At 60.2% G+C, this 19,837-nt stretch carries 14 protein-coding genes and 1 tRNA gene; 7 read left to right on the forward strand and 8 right to left on the reverse strand.

Translation table 11 applies throughout. The features are described 5' to 3' along the window. Window positions 1-49: 49 nt before the first annotated feature. Window positions 50-1,450 carry a sensor histidine kinase gene (locus OHL18_RS20035; RefSeq protein ID WP_263376657.1) on the forward strand — a complete coding sequence of 467 codons (1,401 nt, stop codon included), beginning with the start codon at window positions 50-52 and terminating at the stop codon, window positions 1,448-1,450. 217 nt (window positions 1,451-1,667) lie between these two features. Here the strand turns inward: OHL18_RS20035 and bshA are convergent, their stop codons facing one another. Genes bshA through sseA form a run of 3 tightly spaced genes read right to left on the reverse strand, consistent with a single transcriptional unit; the run spans window position 1,668 to window position 4,520 of the window. Further along, window positions 1,668-2,816, reverse strand: a complete 1,149-nt coding sequence (gene bshA / locus OHL18_RS20040) for an N-acetyl-alpha-D-glucosaminyl L-malate synthase BshA (protein WP_263376658.1) — start codon at window positions 2,814-2,816, stop codon at window positions 1,668-1,670. Beyond that, entirely contained in the window at window positions 2,813-3,673 is an 861-nt protein-coding gene (locus tag OHL18_RS20045; RefSeq protein ID WP_263376659.1) for a ChbG/HpnK family deacetylase, read from the reverse strand. Before OHL18_RS20045 ends, bshA begins: the two co-directional genes overlap by 4 nt. A 4-nt stretch (window positions 3,674-3,677) precedes the next feature. Further along, a complete protein-coding gene (gene sseA / locus OHL18_RS20050; RefSeq protein ID WP_263376660.1) occupies window positions 3,678-4,520 on the reverse strand; it encodes a 3-mercaptopyruvate sulfurtransferase in 843 nt (280 codons plus the stop codon). 337 nt (window positions 4,521-4,857) lie between these two features. Here sseA and OHL18_RS20055 point away from each other — a divergent pair, with 337 nt between their 5' ends. Then, window positions 4,858-7,548, forward strand: a complete 2,691-nt coding sequence (locus OHL18_RS20055; protein WP_263376661.1) for a glycoside hydrolase family 3 C-terminal domain-containing protein — start codon at window positions 4,858-4,860, stop codon at window positions 7,546-7,548. A gap of 10 nt (window positions 7,549-7,558) precedes the next feature. Here OHL18_RS20055 and OHL18_RS20060 read toward each other — a convergent pair whose 3' ends face one another. After that, window positions 7,559-8,383: a glycerophosphodiester phosphodiesterase family protein gene (locus OHL18_RS20060; RefSeq protein WP_263376662.1), complete on the reverse strand. Its 825-nt coding sequence runs from the start codon at window positions 8,381-8,383 to the stop codon at window positions 7,559-7,561. 282 nt (window positions 8,384-8,665) lie between these two features. Here OHL18_RS20060 and OHL18_RS20065 point away from each other — a divergent pair, with 282 nt between their 5' ends. The 3 genes from OHL18_RS20065 to OHL18_RS20075 are packed head-to-tail and all read left to right on the forward strand — an operon-like array spanning window position 8,666 to window position 10,205. Continuing rightward, window positions 8,666-8,845 carry a hypothetical protein gene (locus OHL18_RS20065; protein ID WP_263376663.1) on the forward strand — a complete coding sequence of 60 codons (180 nt, stop codon included), beginning with the start codon at window positions 8,666-8,668 and terminating at the stop codon, window positions 8,843-8,845. A gap of 50 nt (window positions 8,846-8,895) precedes the next feature. Continuing rightward, entirely contained in the window at window positions 8,896-9,672 is a 777-nt protein-coding gene (locus tag OHL18_RS20070; RefSeq protein WP_263376664.1) for a hypothetical protein, read from the forward strand. Next, window positions 9,669-10,205, forward strand: a complete 537-nt coding sequence (locus OHL18_RS20075) for a hypothetical protein (protein WP_263376665.1) — start codon at window positions 9,669-9,671, stop codon at window positions 10,203-10,205. The genes OHL18_RS20070 and OHL18_RS20075 overlap by 4 nt, the downstream gene beginning before the upstream one ends. A 10-nt stretch (window positions 10,206-10,215) precedes the next feature. Here OHL18_RS20075 and OHL18_RS20080 read toward each other — a convergent pair whose 3' ends face one another. From OHL18_RS20080 to OHL18_RS20090, 3 genes are all read right to left on the reverse strand, one after another. Then, on the reverse strand, window positions 10,216-10,947 hold the full coding sequence (locus OHL18_RS20080) for a helix-turn-helix domain-containing protein (protein WP_263376666.1): 732 nt from the start codon (window positions 10,945-10,947) through the stop codon (window positions 10,216-10,218). A 556-nt stretch (window positions 10,948-11,503) separates the two neighbouring features. Further along, the gene (locus OHL18_RS20085) at window positions 11,504-14,500 is read right to left on the reverse strand and encodes a glycoside hydrolase family 127 protein (protein WP_263376667.1); all 2,997 of its coding nucleotides are present in this window, start codon (window positions 14,498-14,500) and stop codon (window positions 11,504-11,506) included. Between the two features lie 222 nt (window positions 14,501-14,722). Next, window positions 14,723-17,467 (reverse strand): carbohydrate-binding protein, encoded by a 2,745-nt coding sequence (locus OHL18_RS20090; protein ID WP_263376668.1) that lies wholly within the window; start codon window positions 17,465-17,467, stop codon window positions 14,723-14,725. Between the two features lie 481 nt (window positions 17,468-17,948). Between OHL18_RS20090 and OHL18_RS20095 the strand changes: the two genes are divergently transcribed. Beyond that, window positions 17,949-18,025, forward strand: a tRNA-Asp gene (locus tag OHL18_RS20095). A gap of 64 nt (window positions 18,026-18,089) precedes the next feature. On the opposite strand, the gene OHL18_RS20100 is transcribed toward OHL18_RS20095, so the two are convergent. Next, window positions 18,090-18,764, reverse strand: coding sequence for a tyrosine-type recombinase/integrase (locus tag OHL18_RS20100; RefSeq protein ID WP_263376669.1), 675 nt, complete (start codon window positions 18,762-18,764; stop codon window positions 18,090-18,092). A gap of 315 nt (window positions 18,765-19,079) precedes the next feature. Between OHL18_RS20100 and OHL18_RS20105 the strand changes: the two genes are divergently transcribed. Then, the gene (locus tag OHL18_RS20105; protein WP_263376772.1) at window positions 19,080-19,721 is read left to right on the forward strand and encodes a YceI family protein; all 642 of its coding nucleotides are present in this window, start codon (window positions 19,080-19,082) and stop codon (window positions 19,719-19,721) included. The last annotated feature ends 116 nt before the right edge of the window (window positions 19,722-19,837 follow it).

Genomic DNA, 19,837 nt, shown 5'->3' on the forward strand with positions numbered 1-19,837 from the left:
CGCATTAAGTGTACCTGTTGTCAGATAACCCAGGCGTTACAGTAGACGTGTGACCCATCTTGTCAACGCCGCCGATCCCAAGCTGATACTGATCACGCTGCTGATCGAACTGGGTGTGGCGGCGGCGGTATCGAGTTCGCTTGCCAGGTCCATCCGCTTCAAGCGGCTGCTGTTGCAGAAGGACAGAAAGCCGCGGCAGACGTTGAAGCTGCTGGCGATGATCTGCGTGCCGTTGATGCTTGGCGTGTGGGTAAGAGTGACGGTGCCGAACTTCCTGGCGGCCGACATCAGCTTTGAAGCGACGATTCTGCTGGGGCTGATTATGGGGCCGGCCTATGCCGCTCTGGGCGGTGCGGCGATGGCCTTGCCTGCGGTGCTGCACCATGAGTACTGGGCGTTGCCGGTAAATCTTTTGGTAGCGGCGGTGGCGGGGAGTTTCAGCGCGTTCGCCGACGAAGAAGATATCTGGCTCTTTTCGCCGCTGATCGATCTCAGTATCTACCGGTGGTTCAAACGCAATGTAAGGCGTCCGCACTTCGATCGACAGATCATCCTGCTGGTGTTGATCACCGTGATGCAGTTCGCGATCAGCATGTTTGCTCGGTTCTATCCCCAGCACTTTTTTGACTTGTACTCGGACTCGTGGCCTATTCAGCTTGCAATCTGTGCCTCGGCACCGGTGGTTGTGGGTATACCGTTGAAGATCTGGAATGCGATCCGGATTGAGCGGCAGCTTGAAGAGCAGGGAAGGCTTCTGCTCGAAGCGAGGCTGGATGCGCTGCAGCGGCAGATCAATCCGCACTTTCTGTTCAACACGCTGAACTCGATTACGTCGCTCGTGCGGTCGCAGCCGGAGCTGGCGCGGGAGATGATCGTGAAGCTGGCAAACATCCTGCGCGTGCTGCTGAAAGATCGCGAGGCGTTTGTCCCTTTCAGCGAGGAGCTCGCGTTTACCGACGACTATCTCGCGATCGAGGTGGTTCGGTTCGGATCGAAGCTGCGGGTGGTGAAGGAGATCGCCGAAGATACGTTGAACATCGTCGTCCCGAGCATGCTGCTGCAGCCCTTGATCGAGAACAGCATCAAGCATGGTCTGGAGCCGCGGATCAGTGGAGGAACGGTGACACTGCGCAGCCGTATCCTCGATGGGCGGCTGGAGATCGAGGTAGAGGACGACGGAGTGGGCATGGCACCGGAGAGCACAGCGGCTTCGCCGGTGAGCGGGCTGGTACGGCCGGGGACGGGCATCGGGATGCGGAACGTTCGGGAGCGGATGGAAGTGCTCTATGGGCACGAGGCGGAGGTGTCGATTGAGAGCCGGCCAGGGCGCGGAACCAAGGTGGTGCTGCTGATGCCGATTCTGGACTCGGGAGCTGGGCCGTGGGCGGAGCTGGGGGCTGTGGCGCAGGTGGGATGGGGCGCGGCAATGAAAGTGATCTCGCGGGGATAGAGTTTACGTCCCACCCATGTGCGATGAAGCTGAGCATGGATGGGGCACCCGGCGCATGGATGGGGCACCCGGCAATGAAAGTGATCTCGCGGGGGTAGAGTTTACGTCCCACCTATGCGCGATGAAGCTGAGCATGGAGGGGCACCCGGTAACTACAAAAGCAGATCCTCCGCTTCGCGAAGGATGACAAGTCTTTTGAAAGTTGATTATTGGATGGCTACGGGTGGCTGGCGGTCCGTTCGATCACGCGCTGGTAGTACTCCTCGTAGAGCGGAATGATGCGCGTAGCGCAGAAGCGATCTTGCGCGGTGCGACGTGCGGCGTGGGCCATCGTGCTTAGGTCGATACGGTCGTTGAGTAGGGCTATCGCGGCGGTTGCCATACCTTCGACGTCGCCCACTTCGAAGAGGCGGCCGGTGACGCCGTCGTCGATGAGCTCAGAGACGCCGCCGACGCGGGTCGCGATCGCGGGAACGCCGCAGGCCATGGCTTCTAGCGCTGCCAGGCCGAAGGACTCCATCTCCGAGGGCATGATCATCAGGTCGGCTAGCGGAAGGAGCTCGTTGACGTTGTCCTGTTTGCCGAGGAAGTGGATGCGGTCCTGGACGCCGTGCCGCATGGCGAGGTACTCGGCTGCGGAGCGGTCTGGGCCGTCGCCGATGAGCATCAGGCGTGACGGGACCTCTTTGGCAATGCGAGCGAAGACTTCGACGACGTCGGTGACGCGCTTGACCGGGCGGAAGTTTGAGAGATGGACGATCAGCTTTTCGTTTGGCGCGGCGTAGCGGGGGCGCATCTCGGCGACTAGGTCGGGGTTGCGGACGTAGACGTCGCAGTTGACGAAGTTGCGAATGACTTCGATCTCGGAGTGGATGTCGAAGGCCTCGCGGGTGCGGTCGCGGAGATAGCTGGAGATGGCGGTGACGCCATCGGACTCGGTGATACCGAAACGTGTGATGGGTAAGTACGACCGGTCGAGGCCGACGAGCGTAATGTCCGTTCCGTGCAGCGTGGTGATGAAGGGCAGATGCTTTCCCTTCGCGGCCAGCATCTGGCGAGCAAGTAGGGCACTGACCGAGTGCGGAATGGCGTAGTGGACGTGAAGGAGATCGAGCGAGTAGAACTCGGCGACCTCGGCCATGCGGGTGGCGAGGGCGAGATCGTAGGGCGGGTGCTCGAAGAGAGGGTACTGGTAGACGGCCACTTCGTGGAAGAAGATGTTGGCCTCTCGGCCGGTCAGACGGAAAGGCTGAGACGAGGTGATGAAGTGGATCTCATGACCGCGCGCGGCGAGCTCGATGCCGAGCTCGGTGGCGACGACGCCGGAGCCGCCGTAAGTTGGGTAACAGGTGATGCCGATCTTCATAGGTCCCCATAGTGGATGAGCGCGGGCGGGTTTGGGTGCGAGAGTATTTCAGGGATGACAGCGAGCAGGGCGTCGTACTCGATCTTGCGATGGCTGCGCAGGCGAGTTGTGATGCCGTCGAGGTCAGCGTCGTTGTAGCCGGGATGGCAGACGAGCTCCCAGGTGCCTTCGGGCAGCTTCGCCATGATCTCCGCAAGGGTCTGCTGGTTCAGGTCGCCGGTGGCGGAGATGCCGATGCTGCCGGTCGTGGAGGTGACGGCCTCGAAGAGTATCTCCGGCTGCGCGTTGAAGGGGTGTCGGAGCTGGTCGAGGATCTTCATCTGGACGCGCCGGGAGACGCCGCCGTGGCCGAGCGACCAACTCCATCGCGCTTCGAACGGATTACGGATCGCGCGGATGCCGTGGGCCTCCGCGACGCGCAGAAGCGGGCGCGTGACCTGCGGGAACATGTGGGTGTGCTTATGGCTGTCGATATGGGTGACGGTGACGCCGGCGTGTTGCAGCTTGCGAATCTGGGCGGTGGCTTCGCATTCTATTTCGAACTCGCTAATGCGGCCGAGGAGGAGATCGGATACGAAGCCGAGGAGCTTTGGGCGGAGGGAGCGATGATCACGACCGAGGAGTGAGGGGATGGATTCAGGCGGCGAGATCGGTTCGCCGTCGGTTAGAACTATGTGGCAGCCTACGCCGAGTGTGGGGTTGGCGTGGGCGATGGCGACGGCGTCGTCGAAGGCGGCGCCGTTGGCCATCAGCGTGGCCGAGGTGAGAACGCCCGCGTGGTGGAGCTCGGCGATGGCGCGGTTGACGCCGGGGGTGAGGCCAAAGTCGTCGGCGTTGATGATGAGGCGGGTCGGCATCGGGTCAGACTTGGGTACCCATGATCTCTGCGTGCGGCTGGGAAGCGTACTCGGCCCACGATCCATCGTAGAGGCTTACCTGCTTTGCGCCCGCGAGGTCAAGACCAAGTGCGAGGACGGCGGCGGTGACACCGGAGCCGCAGGTAGTGGTGATGGGCTTGTCGAGATCCAGACCGCGTCGCTCGAAGATGGAGCGCAGTTCATCGGCAGAACGGAGGCGGCCATCCTGTAATAGTTCGCCGAAGGGAAGGCTGATCGCGCCGGGCATGTGGCCGGAGCGCAGGCCAGGGCGTGGCTCTGGGGCGGTGCCGTTGAAGCGGGCTGCGGAGCGTGCGTCGACGATCTGAGCGTTGTGGGCGAGGGCGTGTTTGACCGCGGCGAGGTCTTTGACGGCGAACGGATCGAGCACGGCGGTGAACTGCGCCGCTGGACGATGCACCATGCCTGATTCGGTCGTGCCACCGGAGGCGATCCAGGCGGGAAGGCCGCCATCGAGCATAGAGACGCGTGCTGCGCCGAAGGTGCGGAGCGTCCACCAGGCGCGAGGCGCAGAGAAGACGGGCTGCTGCTCGTAGACGACTAAGTGTGCCGCGCTGCTGACGCCAAGCTCCGCCATGCTGCGGGCAAATGCCTCAGGCGACGGCATCATATGGGGCAGGGAGGTCTCGTGGTCGGAGATGGCTTCGATGTCGAAGAAGGCAGCGCCGGGGATGTGCGCTTCGAGGTAACGGGCATGGACATCGACCACGGGAGTGACGCCGACGGCGGGGAGCGTCGCGTCGAGGACGGTGACGTCCGGGTCGGACAGGTGTTCCTTAAGCCATGCCGGCGAGACGAGGTGGTCCATAGTGCGCTCTTTCGAGGGGAGACGGCAGAGCAGATGATGCCCGGCGGGGATTGCGATCTTTGCCGCGAATCGACTCGCATCGCGACGGCTTCGAAACAGGTTTGCCTCTGTCGCCTATCGTAGCAAAGGTGCCGGGCCACGCGGTTCTGCCTGAGTGCTTGTAGAGAGCGGCTTGCACATTCCAGTGGCCCGGACTTATAGTGGGTGCGCCTTCCAGATGCTCGCAGAATCGCCCTGCGAAATCGATTTACTTCTTCGATTGTCCGCTGGCGAATACGAGACTAGCGTTTCGAAGTTTAGGGGATTTGATCTCAAGCAGGTTCAAGGAGCCAGACAAGTGAAGCGATTGTTCGCAGTGTGTGCCGTTCTTCTCTCGGGGCAGGTGCTGGCACAGACCACGCCCGCGGTATATCAGGATGCGTCGCAGCCGGCGGCGGTGCGGGCGCACGATATCGTGTCGCGTATGACGGTGGAAGAGAAGGCCGCGCAGCTTGAGGACTGGGCCACGGCCATTCCTCGGCTTGGGATTCCGGACTATCAGACCTGGAGCGAGGCGCTGCACGGCGTCGCCAACTCGGGTTACGCGACCGTGTTTCCACAGGCGATCGGCATGGGCGCGACGTGGGACCCGGCGCTGTTGCATAGCGTGGGCGACATCATCTCGACCGAGGGCCGGGCGAAGTTCAACCAGGCGCAGCGTGAGGACAACCACCGCATCTTCTACGGTCTGACCTTCTGGTCGCCGAACATCAATATCTTTCGCGATCCGCGCTGGGGGCGTGGACAGGAGACCTATGGTGAAGATCCGTTCCTGACTGGCAAGATGGGCGTCGCCTTCATTGAGGGCGTGCAGGGCGATGATCCTGACCATCCGAAGGCGGTTGCGACGAGCAAGCACTTTGCCGTGCATAGCGGGCCGGAGTCGACACGGCACACGGCGAATGTGGATGTGAGCCCGCGCGACCTGGAGGAGACCTACCTGCCGGCGTTTCGTTCGACGGTGATCGACGGCCATGTGAAGTCGGTGATGTGCGCTTATAACGCGATCGACGGGATGGCCGCGTGCGCGAACACGATGCTGCTGAAGGACCATCTGCGTGATGCGTGGGGGTTCAAGGGATTCGTGGTCTCGGATTGTGCAGCGATCATGGACGTGACGAACGGGCATCACAATGCGCCGGACATCCTGCATGCGGCGGCGATCTCGATCAAGGCGGGGACGGACCTTTCATGCAGCATCTGGGCTCCTGGCTTCAACACTCTGGCCGATGCGGTGAAGCAGGGTGTGGTCTCGGAGGCGCTGCTGACGCAGGCGGCGGAGAGGCTGTACACGGCGCGCTTTCAGCTGGGCATGTTCGATAAACCGGGGATGAATCCGAACGACAAAATTCCCTTTTCCGAGACTGCGTCGGAGCCTCATCGCGAGGTGGCGCTGAAGGCGGCGCAGGAGACGATGGTGCTGTTGAAGAACACCGGCGCACTTCCGCTGAAGAAAGAGACGCAGTCAATTGCTGTAGTGGGCCCGACGGCTGCGCTACTGACCTCGCTGGAGGGCAACTACAACGGCGTCTCTGTGAATGCGGTCTATCCCGTGGATGGCATCATGAAGCAGTTTCCCGGCGCGGCGATTCACTACGCTCAGGGAGCAACGCTGGCGACCGGATTTAGCGTGCCGGTACCGCGGACAGCGTTCGGCGAAGGTTTGAAGACGGAATACTTCGCCGATGCTGATTGGACGGGAAGGCCGGTGGCGGAGCGCATCGAGAAGGACATCCAGCATGACTGGCGCGATGCGGCACCGGTGCCGGAGATCCAGACGCACGACTACTCGGTTCGTTGGACGGGGACGGTGAGTGTGCCAGCTCCGGGCAAGTACACGTTTGTGGTTCAAGGGGGCGAGAGCTTCCCTTACTCGCCGAACGAGGGCTACAGCTTTGCCGTCGATGGCAAGGTGCTGGGTGAGGGCAGCATGACCGGTAACAAGCTGGACATGGGTAACTTCAAGATGGCTCCCGGCGCATCGCCCTCGGCACCGCCGGTGATGAAGGGGCCGAAGCCGCTTCGCATCGAGATGACGTTTGAGGACACGAAGCCGCACGCCTTCGAGATGAAGTACAGCCACTCGGGCGACCTTGCCGGAGGCGGTGCGACGTTGCGCTGGGAGGCCCCGGCAGGTGGGCAACTGGCGGAGGCTGTGGCTGCGGCGAATGCTTCTGACGTCGTCGTCGCGTTTGTCGGGTTGTCTCCACAACTTGAAGGCGAAGAGATGCCGGTCAAGATGGAGGGTTTCAATGGAGGCGATCGCACAAGCATTGCGCTTCCGAAGTCGCAGCAGGATCTGCTGGAGGCGGTTGCGGCGACGGGCAAGCCGGTGATCGTGGTATCGCTGACTGGAAGCGCTCTGGCGCTGACATGGGCGAAGGAACATGCTGCTGCTGTGATCCAGGCATGGTATCCGGGCGTCGAGGGCGGCACAGCGATCGCGCAGACGCTGGCGGGCGAGAACAATCCTGCGGGAAGGCTGCCGCTCACCTTCTATGCGTCGGTCGACGACCTCCCAGCGTTTGCCGACTACACGCTGAAGAACCGGACGTATCGCTACTACACGGGGAAGCCTCTGTGGGGCTTCGGATATGGGCTCAGCTATACGACCTTCAAGTATGGGCCGGTACAGTTGTCTTCCGCTACAGTCAAGGCGGGCGATCCGGTGACGGCGACCGTGGCCGTGACCAACAGCGGCAGTGTGGCGGGCGACGAGGTCGTCGAGGCCTATTTGAAGACGCCGCAGAAGGGGGGGCCGATTCACTCGCTGGCCGGCTTCAAGCGCGTGCACCTTGCACCGGGCGAGAGCCAGAGTGTGACCCTGGAGATTCCGGCGCGATCGCTTTCGAGCGTGGATGATTCGGGGGCGCGTTCGATTTTGGCTGGCTCGTACAAGTTGAGCATCGGTGGCGCTCAACCGGGGGAGACGATGAGCAAGTCCGAAGTGTCGTTCACGATGAATGGGACGATGGCGTTGCCGAAGTAGCTTCGGAGTCTCAGCGCAGATTGCCAAGCGTCTGCCGGAGCGCTTCCGGGTGGTTCGAAACGAGTATGTCTACTGGGCGGTCTTTCAGATACGCACGGTAGACATCCTCTCCGTTTGCAGCGAACTGCTGGTCAGGACCATCCATCAGATCGGTGATGATCGTCTGCCCTCGCTGGTGAGCGTACTGAAACAAGGCGCGCTCGGCGGTGCGGGGCAGGTAGAGGTCGATGGGATGCTGGCCTGCGGTCTTCAGTGCCTCGTCTATTTCGGCCTGCGTCTTTGTGAGAATTGAGACTCGGACCTGGGGATCAGAGGCGAGAGCCGCGCGGGCCGTGGCGTCTTCGAAGGTGAGCAGGATTGCGCGGCTCAGGAGCCCGTACCGCTTCAACGCAGCAACAACCTGGGCTGGTGGCGCATCCTTCAGGTCGACCATCAATTCAATCTGTTGATGTTGCGCCCAGACCAAAAACTGATCGAAGGTCGGGATTGCTTCCGCGAGACGCCCGGTCTCTGGTTCCCGGAGATGGACTCGACCGAGATCCGCTGCAGATTTGGAGCGGATTGGCCCAGTCGCGTTGGTCGTCCTGTCCAACGTGGCGTCATGCAGCAGATAGAGACGCCCATCGCTGCTTCGACGCAGGTCGAACTCGATCATGGCAACACCGGCGCGGGCAGTCTTCTCCATGACAGGCAGGCTGTTCTCAACCTGCGCGGGCGAGAGCCATCCGCGATGAGCGCACACGATCGGTTGTTGCTGCGGTTGTGGCGGGGGCGACTGTTGCCCGTGGAGGGCGGTGGCAGCGGACCAGAGCAGAAGCGTTCTAAGGGTAAGCATCTCGTTTCCATCAACGTACCACTCCATCAGGCGAGAAATCATGCGAGATGAGTTCAGTGGCTTCTCCTCGTGATGATTGCGAGGGATTCTGTTGCCTATGGGCAAACTCGACAAGCAATGACAACCCTGCCTGCGAGCTACTCATTGGTGGTTATTGGGGGTATTAATGCCTGTATTTTAGCCAGTTTTCGCATAGGCAATCTATCAACAGAAATGAGAAGAAAAGGGCGGGTGTGCCCCTAGTCTCCGGCCAGCGCAGATGCGCTGAAAAGGAGACTTACCTTGTTTAAAAAGATCGCCACCTCGTCCGCCCTTGCCATCGCCCTTCTCGTCGCGCCAACCACAAAGATGTTTGCCGGAACCGTGCCCACGCCGTCGGCGGTTACTGGTGGCGACCCTCAGCCGACCGGTGAGTCGATCATTGCCATCGCCTCGATTATTCCTTCACTCGCAGTTCTGTAACTGTCGTAAACTTACTGACGCCGAAGTGATCGTGCCCAGAGGAGGACATAGTGCATCTTTCGAGCCTCGACAATCTCTTCTGGGCACTCTCCTTCTTCGGGCACTGCATCCTGCTCGGCGTGCTTCTCATTCGCGGCAGGGCGTCAGCGTTTCCGGTCTTCACGACTCTGATCTCCGTGAATATCGTTCGCACGATCGTCCTGTTCTTCACGCTGCGTTATGGGTCGAAGGGTGAGTACTTTTATACGTACTGGACCCTCGCTTTCGTCGACATGGCGCTGCAGCTGGCACTTTCGTACGAGCTTGCTACGCACGTCTTCCAGCCCCTTGGAGCATGGGCGCCGGATGTGCGGAGAAGTTTTCTAGCTTTGGTCGCGACCAGCGTGGCGTTGGCGGTTGGACTTGCATGGCTTGCCGCCCCTCCGACCAAGACACTGCGGCTGGCCATTATGATTCGGGGAGACCTGTTTACCTCGGCCCTGATGAGCGAGATCTTCGTTGCGATGGTCGCGCTTTCGGTGACTCTGGGACTTCCGTGGCGAACGCATGTCGCGAGGCTCGCCCAGGGGCTGGGAGTCTACTCGCTCTATGGGATCGTTACCGATGCAGCCCATACGTTCTTTCCAGGTAACAGCGCGTACCGAACACTCTCGCAGATGCAGATAGGGCTCTATATCGTCTGCCTCGGGTACTGGGTGGTCACGTTAGCGATGGAGGAGCCTGCGCCACGCAAGCTGCCTGCTGCCCTGCATGAGGAACTTCGCGCCCTTCAGGTGAGAGCTGCGATGGTTCTACGAAGCTTGCGTACGACGGCGAGTGCATCATGAGGCAAATCGTCTTTCTCTTTATCGTGGGGGCATTCGTGTCGACGCTCATCGGGATCACACTCTACTTCATTCTGCGGGCCCGCAGAGCCTCGAAGAACGCCTGGCGGATGATCCTCGGAAGGCTGCGACAGATCGATCGTGACAAGTTCGCCGAGGTTGCGCTGGACTTATTAGACGATCGTGAGGACGAGCGTCATCTAGAGCCGGACCGGATCTTCGAGATGATCGGCGGCATGAACGGGCTCGACGCCCTCGAAGAGAATTGCGACGTCTTGATCGACCTGGCGACCTACGTTCAGCGTTGGTACCCGGATGCGCTCCAACTCTCCGAAGAGTTGCGCCTGAATGCGCGAGAGATCAAGTGGCATATCGGCCGGCTTCGTGGAGCTTCGGCGACCGGCCACCTGCGGGAGCAGTTTCCCGTCTATGCGCAGCGCGCAGTCGCTACGTACTACCTGATGACGCGGAGCCTGCTGGTGTTATACGAAGGCGTAAAGCTGCCTGAGCTTGCTGAGCTGCAGCAGGCGCTCTAGCCAGGTTGAGTCAGTTGGTGCGACGGATGACGGCCGCGACCACCGTTCCAACCACTTCAATGTCCTTCCGATATCGCCAGCGCCGGTTGGACTCGAACGAGAGCGCGTGCGGTATGACGGTGAGCCAATCGGACTCCTTGTCCAGCTCGCAGAATCCGGAGACGTATCCTTCGCGCGTCATGAGGAAGTAGATGGGGCGGTCGAACTCGTGGTTCCATTCGCGACGGGTAGCGATGGAGCGCTTCTGCGTGTCTATGAGAACGATGGAGCCGGCGCGGATCATGGGTTCAAGGGTGCGGTCTTGTCTCCCGATGACGGCGCGACGGTAATGGCTGGGAAGCAGGCCTTGCTCCGCAGGCAGGAGCGCAGTCGCTTCCGCGGGAGCCTCGGTGACCAGGGTATCGGGCAGCCAGACCTTCGCATAAGCGTCGAGATTGCCTTCCGCAAGAAGGGTCGCATTGGGGACGGAGAGGTCCTCTGACGGCGTAAACGCTGCGTCCGGCGTGGGGCACATGCCAAGCATCTGGTCGGGCGTGAGGCTGTAGATATTGGCGAGGACGATGAGCTTGGTTGCGGAGAGACCGCGATTCTCGCGTTCCACGCGATCCAGCCAGCTGGCAGAGATCCGGTAGGCTGGGTTCCCCCACTGCTGTGCAAGGCGCAGCGTACGCTGTTCAACTTCTCTCAGTGTGAGCTTCCAGGCGAGGCGTGCTGCCCGAAGTTTGCCACCGATACCTTCCATGGATTTCTGTCCCTATGCTCTGTGTAAGTAGAGGCGAACGGCCTGAAAAGGAAGACGACGGCTCCGTGTCGAACGAGGTTTGCGCTTTAATTGTCATGCTATACCACGGCAGCCGCTTGTTGCGGATAAGCAACAAGAACCTGCGAGGGGCCGATATGTAGTGCTGAATAAAGCTGATATCCGCCGCGATTTGGCGGTAAATCCTGCCGCTCGATATTGCAAATTGTGTAAACGCAACAAGGATGGAAGCAAAGTTCGTATCCTCAGCGAAGTGGGAGACGATCTGTTCTCGCAGCCGGTTCGAAGATCCAGGGTGCGAGAGCATAGCGGAGGAGGAATGGAACGACAGGCGGCCTCGCAGTGTCTCTGCCTGGCGTTCCGCTGCTCCCTTCCCCGGGATCGGCGGACGGGGTGTGTAGGGACGCTGGGCTGACTGGGCGACGCGATCGGGCGTAACGCCGTCGCACAGTCAGACAGCGTATCTCGAGGCGTGTCCAAGACAGTCAATGTGCCTTTGCGATCACGCCCTCACCTTCACCTGCGCGAAGAGAGGCGACTAGATCCAAACCTTCGATTCGATGACGGCTCCCGATTTTTTACGACTGCCGGTGGTAGCGGTTATGCCGGCACCAGCGTTAGGGTTGATGATCGCAGGAGACGAAGGTGCGGCGGTTTTGGCGGACTGGCGGTTCGGCTTCGCAGTGTTGTTCGTCGATCCTGGCGCGTAGTCGATGTCTTCGCGTCCCGGATACTCCTGCGGAGGCGGGACGCGGTTCATGCGCGCGTAGTTTGGAATCGCAACCATGGGGGAGCCGTCCTTCCACTTGCCGGTCATCACCATGATTCCACCCAGCAGGTCGGGCTTCCACTCCATCGATAGGGGAGCGTCGCCAAGCTCGCGTTCGATCTCCTGGTTGTCCGAGGTCTCGACGTTATAGACGAGCGGGCCGTACTTAAGGGCAACGGTGCCGAGATCGGCCTTGACGCGATCGTCAGCCACCACGCGCTGCGGTTCCATGGGAAGCTCAAGCTCGATCGTGTCGCCTGCCTTCCACTCACGCGTCACGACCGCGTAGCCTTTTTCGATATGCGGAGTGATCTGCTTGCCGTTGACTGCGAAGCTTTTCACGCCACGGATCGCAGGTGTCTCCGTATAAAGTTTGCTCGTCTTACGGTTTGGAATGCGCACGAAGACGGTAAACGTGGCCGGCTTCTCTGGATTGACCGTGATGCCGATCGCACCCTTCCACGGATACTCCGTCTTCTGCACCATCTCCACGCTCGTGCCGGCGATCTCGCCGACGCGAATGCGGCTGCCGACGAACATGTTCACGTAAACGCCCTGCTTGCTCTTGACGTAGGACCACGTTGGCATCATCAACAGCGTGCGTGGGATGTTGCCCACACAGCAGGGGCAAGTGTGCCACTTTGCGCGCTGCGTGTTGACCAGGGGATTGGTGTAGCAGAAGCTCTTGCCATCGAGCGCGACCCCGCCCAGAAGAGCGTTGTACATCGTCTGCTCGTAGAGGTCGGCGTACTTTGCGTCGTGATAGGCGAGGTTCAACTTGTACTGGAAGAAGACGAGGCCGCAGCTCGAGCAGGACTCGCAATACGCCTCGTTCCGGAGGGAGTAGTTCGGCCCGAAGCCCTCCGATGTCTCGCCGCTCCCGATGCCGCCAGTCAGATAGTATTTTCGGTTCACCATGTTGTCCCACAGAGACAAGACCGCACCCTGGTAGTCTTTGTCGCCGGTCTCGGCGGCGACGTCGGCCATGCCGGAGTAAAAGTACGTCGCGCGCACCGCGTGGCCCACGGCCTCGTACTGCTGTCCCGGAGGAAGATGGCTCTGGTCGTACTCGGAGCCGCCACGACGTGAGTCGAGTAGGAACTTCGCGAGAGCGATGTAAGCGTCTCCGCGATGATTGCCTTCCTGGTCGTTGACGAAGCGTCCGAAGCGCACCAGTGCCTGCTCCATCTCCTGGTGGCCGTCGAACCAGTCCTTCTTGCCCGGCCCAAGATTCGCGACCCAGCAATCGGCAAGCTTCTTCGCGGCGTTGTAGAGCCGCAGATCCTTGCCGTCGGTCAAGGTGTAGTGATTGATCGCCGACTCGATGAAGTAGCCCGACACGTAGCCTTCGTGGTTGCCGCGATGATCGGGCGACCAGCGCTCCGGCCATTTGCTGCGATCAGTCAGAGTGAAGGCAGTCTGTAGATAGCCATCGGACATCTGCGCGCCAAGGATGATTGGTATCCAGCGCTCCAGTGTCGTGCTCATTCTTTGTTGCGCCGCGAGGATATCCTGATCCCCCCGGGCATCGACCATCAGTGCGATGCACATCGACTCTACGGTCTGATGTACCCAGGCGTTTGAGAAGACATAGCCCTTGTGCGGAGCATGGGCCTCGCCACGATTCGCCTTCCCCGCCTCGATGAAGTTATCGATTCCGCCATCGCCCTTGTTCGTGGGGATGTCTGTACGTTCGCAGTGGTCGATGCAGTGGGGAATCCAGTCGACGATCAATATCTTTGCCCGCGCTCCCCAGAGCGGGCTGTCGATGCTGTATTTGCGCGTGTAGACGACGTCGAGGCGGTCTGCTGGCGGCGGAGCTTCTGCATGGACACGGACGGTCGCCTTCGGCTCGCTGCCTCCGCCTGAACCCATCAACGCCAGGACATAATCTCCTGGAGCGGAGAACTTCGCCGTCGTGACTGGTGCCGTTGCCTTGGCAAATGTCACCGTGCCGGGACCGGAGACCTTGGACCACCGCGCGACGTTCTCCGGACGGTCCTCCAGCCAGATCGCCTTGCCTGAGAGATAGGTCTGTCCGCCGATCATTACGGAGCGGTCGATCCCGGCATGAATCACCGGAGGCAGCACCGGTACAGGGCCGGCGTTGTAGACGCGCCACTCCAGCACGCCCGCTGGCTTTTCGACCTCGGGATTGACCTGCAGGCGCAGCCGGTCCGTCTTGATTTCGTTGAAGCTGGTGGTATTGAACTGGTCGGCTGCGGTGCCAAGTCCCTTGGCGTTCTCCACCGGAACATAGTCGCTACCGTTCCAGTAGAGGATCTCGTAGGAGGTGGGAGCGACGAGCCTCGCCCATTCGGTGCCGGGAAGGCCCTTGGCGCGGGGGGCGTCGATGGCCCAATAGATGTCGACCGCGTCGATGGCGACGGGCGCGCTCCACTGATAGTCGATCCACGGCGCGGCTTCGTCCGCGGACTCTTTCCTCAGAGCGTAGAGGCTGTTTGAGCGGTCGCGGGAGTTCGAGGGAGTCTGGCCGTCGTTGACAGCCGAGATGCGGTTCTCGCTGGTGGTGACCAGGCTGGATGGAGTCGCAATCTTCGCCAGGTTCACGCGGCTTGCGGATGCTTGAGCGAACGCGTTCGTTGCGCCTCCGTGGGCCAGCATCGCCGTTCCTGCAACACCTGCCAGGAAGCTGCGGCGGCCTACAAGATGGCTTGGTTCTGCGCTATGGGGTCGATCGATTGAACCATGCGATGTGTTGCTGACAGTCTGGATGATTTCTTCCCGGTCTTTGTTGCGAAGCATGGTCCCTCAATCTGCTGCGGAGTTTGGAGCGGTGGCGAGACCCCTGCAATCAAGATAAACGTGAACTTCACATTCTCAAGATTCCGGGATCTCACGCCACACTGGCAGAGAAATTGTAGGGATTGGAGACGAAATGCGAATGGTCCATTTGACCCATGGGCTTCCCAAAGCAAACGGGCCGCGCATCGAGTATGCGCGGCCCGCTGGTTTTCTCAGCCGATGCTAGTTGAGGGAGAACCAGTTAAAGTTGCCAACGGCGTTGTAATAGCCGCCGCTGTCCATTACGAGTTGCAGGGTGTGCTGGCCCTGCGGCAGTGGAACATCGGGGACCTCCAGAGTCTGCCAGGTCTGATATCCACCTGTCTCCGGAACGGAGATGGCAGGAGTGACGCGTTCTCCATCCAGCTTGAAGTGGAAGACGCCTCCACCGACACCGTTGGCCACGCGGACCTGGAGCGTGTATCTCCGGGCCTGCGAGATGTTGACGGTGTAATTGAGCCAATCGCCCGGTTGCGGGTTGCCTACGTCATAGCCTCCGCCGGTGTCGGAGGAGGTTTCGATGTATACAGTCTCGCCGGGACGATAGTTTGCGCCACCGCCGTTCTGCGTGGCTCCGTTCCAGTAGGCGATGGACTTGCCGCCGGCATCGAAGTCTTCGGCCTGGATGAGTCCTGGGATGGACGATGCGGTACCGCTAAATGCGGTGCTCGGCGCGGGGGCCTGCAGCGAGAACCAGTTGAAGTTGCCCATGCCTCCGGTCGGACCGTTGCCGTCTAGACTTACCTGCATCACGTGCTGCCCCGACGTCAGTTGAAACGACGGAGAGACCTGGGTCACGTACGTCTGAAAGCCGTTCGTGACCGGGACGAAGAGGGTGCCCGTCTTGTTCTGGCCGTCGAATGAGACGTGGTAATAACCGCCCGGGCCGGGCGACGCTACGCGGGTCTGAAGGTTGTAGATGCCCGGCTGCGTGACATTGACGGTGTAGCGCAGGTACTCACCTTCCTTCGTGTAGCCCACATCGTAGCCGCCGCCAGTATCTCCCGTGCCTTCGATGCCGACGGTCGTTCCTGGGCGATAACCGGGCGCGCTGCCCTGATCTGTGGCGTCGAGGTTGAAGTAGCCGACGTAGTTACCACCGTTATCGAAGTTTTCCGCCTGAATCAGGCCGGGAACCGTCGAAGCACTTCCGAGGTAGGGCGTCTCCTGCCCGCCGACGGTGAGGTTGACCGTGGAAGTGGCCTCGGCGTTACCCTGTCGGCCGGTGATTGTGACCGGGTAGCTTCCGCTGGCGACGCTCTTCTGTGTCTCCAAGGGTAGGAAGTATTTGTTGGTGAAAGGAAGCGGGTAGAGCTCGGAGTACGCTCCGCCTGGAAGCCCGGTGACGCCTAGCTTTACATTACCCTGATCGTTGCCGTAGTGGTTTACATCCACGGTGAAGAAGGTGTGGCCGCCGGGAGCCACGGTTTGCGAAGCGGGCCCGGAGGTGACGTCGAAGGTGTTGCCGGTATAGCCTGCCCAGGAGAATGTAGCGACCGAGCCGGCGGGCAGCGTGTAGCTTGCTGTCTTGCCCTTCCAGTTGAGGCTGAACTGGCTTGGCGTCGACGCTCCATTGAAGACGAGCACGGCGATGGAGCCGTCAGGATTCTTGAAGGCGACGTCCTCGACGTTGCCGCTGCCGAAGGTGTTGGATTCGATGCGATAGGCACCTGTCTGGACGTACTTTGCGAGGTGGCCGAGAACGTAGTACTCAACATTGCGAGTGACAACGGCAGTGCTGGTGCTGTCGTCGATGGTGACCACGCCGCGGCAGTTGGTGCAGCCGTGTTGCACGGTCGGGCCACCATTCTGATCGAGTGCGAGGTTCCAGAAGACTACGGTCTTGCCCCAGTTGCGAAGGACATTGATGACCTGCCCCTCGGTATCATTCGCCAGGTTCTGGCCGAAGTACGGAGCGTAGGAGCCTCCGGTGCACTCTGTGAAGTAGATGGGCACATCCGCAGCGAGATCATGCAGTGCGTTCTGCGCGTCCGCCACGTTGCCTGCGTAGCAATGGAAGGACACGCCAGCTAAGAATTGACGTACTTGCGGATTTTCGGCCAGCGTCTCCGGATACTTCGGGTTGTCCCAGTTGTGCTCGTAGCCAAGGATTCCCGGGGGCGCGTCTTCCCGACTTCTCAGGTTGCCAGCAAATGGTTGGGCCGCGAAGTTCCAGTCGGCATTCCGGAAACGGCTGTGTTGGAGCTGAGGGCCCAGATACCTGGCGATGAACTCGCCCTCGTCCGCGGGGTTCATGAACATAGAGGGATAGCCGCTGGTCTCATAAAGCGGCTCATTCTGGACGGCGACGTAGTCAACCGGAATGCCGTTGGCCCTATAGGCCTGGATAAACTTGTCGAAGTAGAGCGCCAGGGCAGGGAAGTTGGCTTTATTGAAGCTCCCGCCATCCACCGTTCCTGTGGTCTTCATCCAGGCGGGCGGCGACCATGGAAGAGCCAGCACCTTGATGTCAGGGTTTGCCGCAAACGCCGCTTTGATCGTCGGAATGATGTAGGCCTGATCGTGCGCGATAGAGAATTGGGCCATCTCCGGATCGGTCTCGCCAGGGGCGACGTCATCGTAGGTGTAGGTGCTGAGCGAGAGGTCCGTCGCTCCCATCGGCTGGCGAAGGAAGCTGAGATGAATTCCGGAGGGGCTGAACAGGTCGTTCATCAGATCGGTGCGCTGTGTGGCCGAGAGCTTATTCATCACGAGATAGGCGTCGGAGTCGTTGAAGGTTCCGCCGACGCCTTCGAGTTGCTGGTACTTGATGGTGTCATCGATATTGATGGCAGTCTGGGCGGCTGTGCCGGTTGTGAAGACGAGCGGTGTTTGCGGAGCGAGGAGAGCTGACTGATCGCCGTTGGTTTGCACGACGTTGACCGTTTGCGCTGCGCCCGTCAGGCACCCAAGCAGCAGCGCGCTCATGCAGAAAATCGTTTTAGACATATCGAATGGACGAACGCGCATCTTCGCTACCCTCTGGCGATCTGAAGTGATTGCGCTCAGACAATCGATTGTCTAAGCGAACAACAGATACACGAGCACCTGCGCGTCCGTCAAGGCGGCCGCCTCTTCATATCGCTGGGATGCGCGAGAATACCTCTCGTTCGTTGGGTTGATGAAGTGTTCGGGGACTGATGCCGCACCGGCCGCAGATCTCCTCGTGGACTGGACCAGTTTGCGCGGAACTCCCGGACAGGAGAAAACTTGTCTGGATAGGACAACGAACGGACGTCAAATCTGATAAACTCATATTTGTTGTTCCGACGACTCACTTGGTATCCGCTTCGTGCGCGTAGACGCCGAGCGTCAAACCGAAGTTTCGATAAGTTGGGAGAGACCGTCTCACACGTCGTGAAACGTTTGATCCTAAAGGTTTGTTATCGAGATAGTCGAAATCAACTTTGGGGACGTAGCTCAGTTGGTTAGAGCGCTGCCCTGTCACGGCAGAGGTCGCGGGTTCGAGCCCCGTCGTCCCCGCCATACAAAGCAAAGAACTTAGCTTCGTATGGGACCTAAAGTGACAACCCATAACCCATCCCACAAATTACTGCACTAAACGACTTCCAAGCCCTACCGCGCTTAGGTAAGCCCCTTGTGCCGCCTGCTTTTCGTCCCTGTCATCCTGCATATAGAGATTAAGCGTGGTCTTCACGTTGGCATGCCTCAGCATGCCTCGGACCGTCTTTGGAGCGACCTTACCCTGATTCACTAGACACGTGGAAAGGCTGTGTCTCAGGTTGTGGGTTCCAAAGCGCTGGCCCTTCGTGATCGCCACTCCGGCGGATATGGCTGCCGGTCGCAGATGGTCGTTGACGAAAATGGATGAAGAGAGCGGCACTTTCCCGAATGCCCTCAGTGACGGGAATACGAAGTCCGTATCTCGTCCATGGGGCGTGATGATGTGCCAGTCCCTCAGATACTCAGCCAGTACCGGATGCATCGGTACATGCCCGTTTGAAGCCTCTGTCTTGGTGTCGCCGTCTTCACCCTTCGCCCAGCGCTTCGATATCCGGATCTGTCCCTCTTCCCAAAGCACGTCGGACCAGCGAAGCGACAAAACCTTGGAAGACCGAAGCGCCGTTTTGCCGGTCATGATGGACGAGGTCGGTGTAGCGTCCTTGAGGATGTGGTCGAGAGCGGCTTGCTTGTTCATCCCCGCGGTGGTGAAAAGCGGGTTGCATCCGGAAGTGGCATAGCCGGTAAAACCGTCCGGTGTCATGGGGTCACGGCGTATCTGAAGCGATATCTTGCATGGTCCGCGCTCCGGCGTTGGTTTCGGAGCTATTGGCAGTATTCGAGCCGCTGACGGTTTAGCCGGCGCGGGTGGGTCGCTGAAGGCGATACGGGCATTGTGAATAGCCCACGGGGCGATATAGAAGACGCCGAAGAGGGCGGCTCCTGCCCAGATTAATTGCGCTGTTTGTCAGTTACTTGCATGGGGCTCTCCTTTGGGTTCGGGAACCGTTCGATGGCTTCAAGGGGCACTGTCAAGTAACGATGCTCAGGTGCAAATGAGTCGGAGGCTAGCGAGATGATGAACAGGAATGTAGGAAGAACGATCTTCAAGAGACTGCGGAATTTCTTCGGAGTCGGCGCTCTGATTTTGGCAGGTTGCGCGGGGTCTTGGATCTCTGCTGTGGCGCAACAGCCTAGCGCCACAACTGTCCAAACGAGCGCCGAAACTCCAGCGCTTCCATCTCCGGGGACGTACACGATAGATCCGCGTCACAGTTTTGCCTATTTCAGCGCCTGGCACCATCTGGTGGGACGTGTGCCTGGCCGTTTTGACCAGGTTTCAGGGACCATCACCGCATCGCCGTATCCAGCCGCTTGCAGCGTCGACGTCACGATCGATGTTGCTACGATCAGCACGCAGGTCAGCCAACGTGATGACGATCTTCGCACTGACTCCTATTTTCATGTGAAGAAGTTCTTGACAATGACCTATCAAGGCCAGGGCATCCATCGTGTCTTGGCAGATCTCTGGAGGATGGACGGTCCGCTGACCGTGCATGGCGTTACCAAAGTAGTGCCGCTCACCTTCAAATACAGCGGCGTCTTCTCCGATCCAAGACCGAATCAGCCGGCGGGAGTCGCGTTCCATGGAACCGCAGCCACAAGTGCGTTGAATTCGGCATGGGGGCGCGCGACAATGCGGCAGAAGTGGGCGACTTAACGGCACCCGATGTCGAGATCGACGTTGAAGCAGACGCAAAACCCACTACTCCCTAAAATGAGTCTCCGCAATTTCCGTTGTGGGCAAATCGCTGATGCACTCATCGACGGCAGACT

The organism is Granulicella aggregans (assembly GCF_025685565.1).
Classification (GTDB): Bacteria; Acidobacteriota; Terriglobia; order Terriglobales; family Acidobacteriaceae; genus Edaphobacter; species Edaphobacter aggregans_B.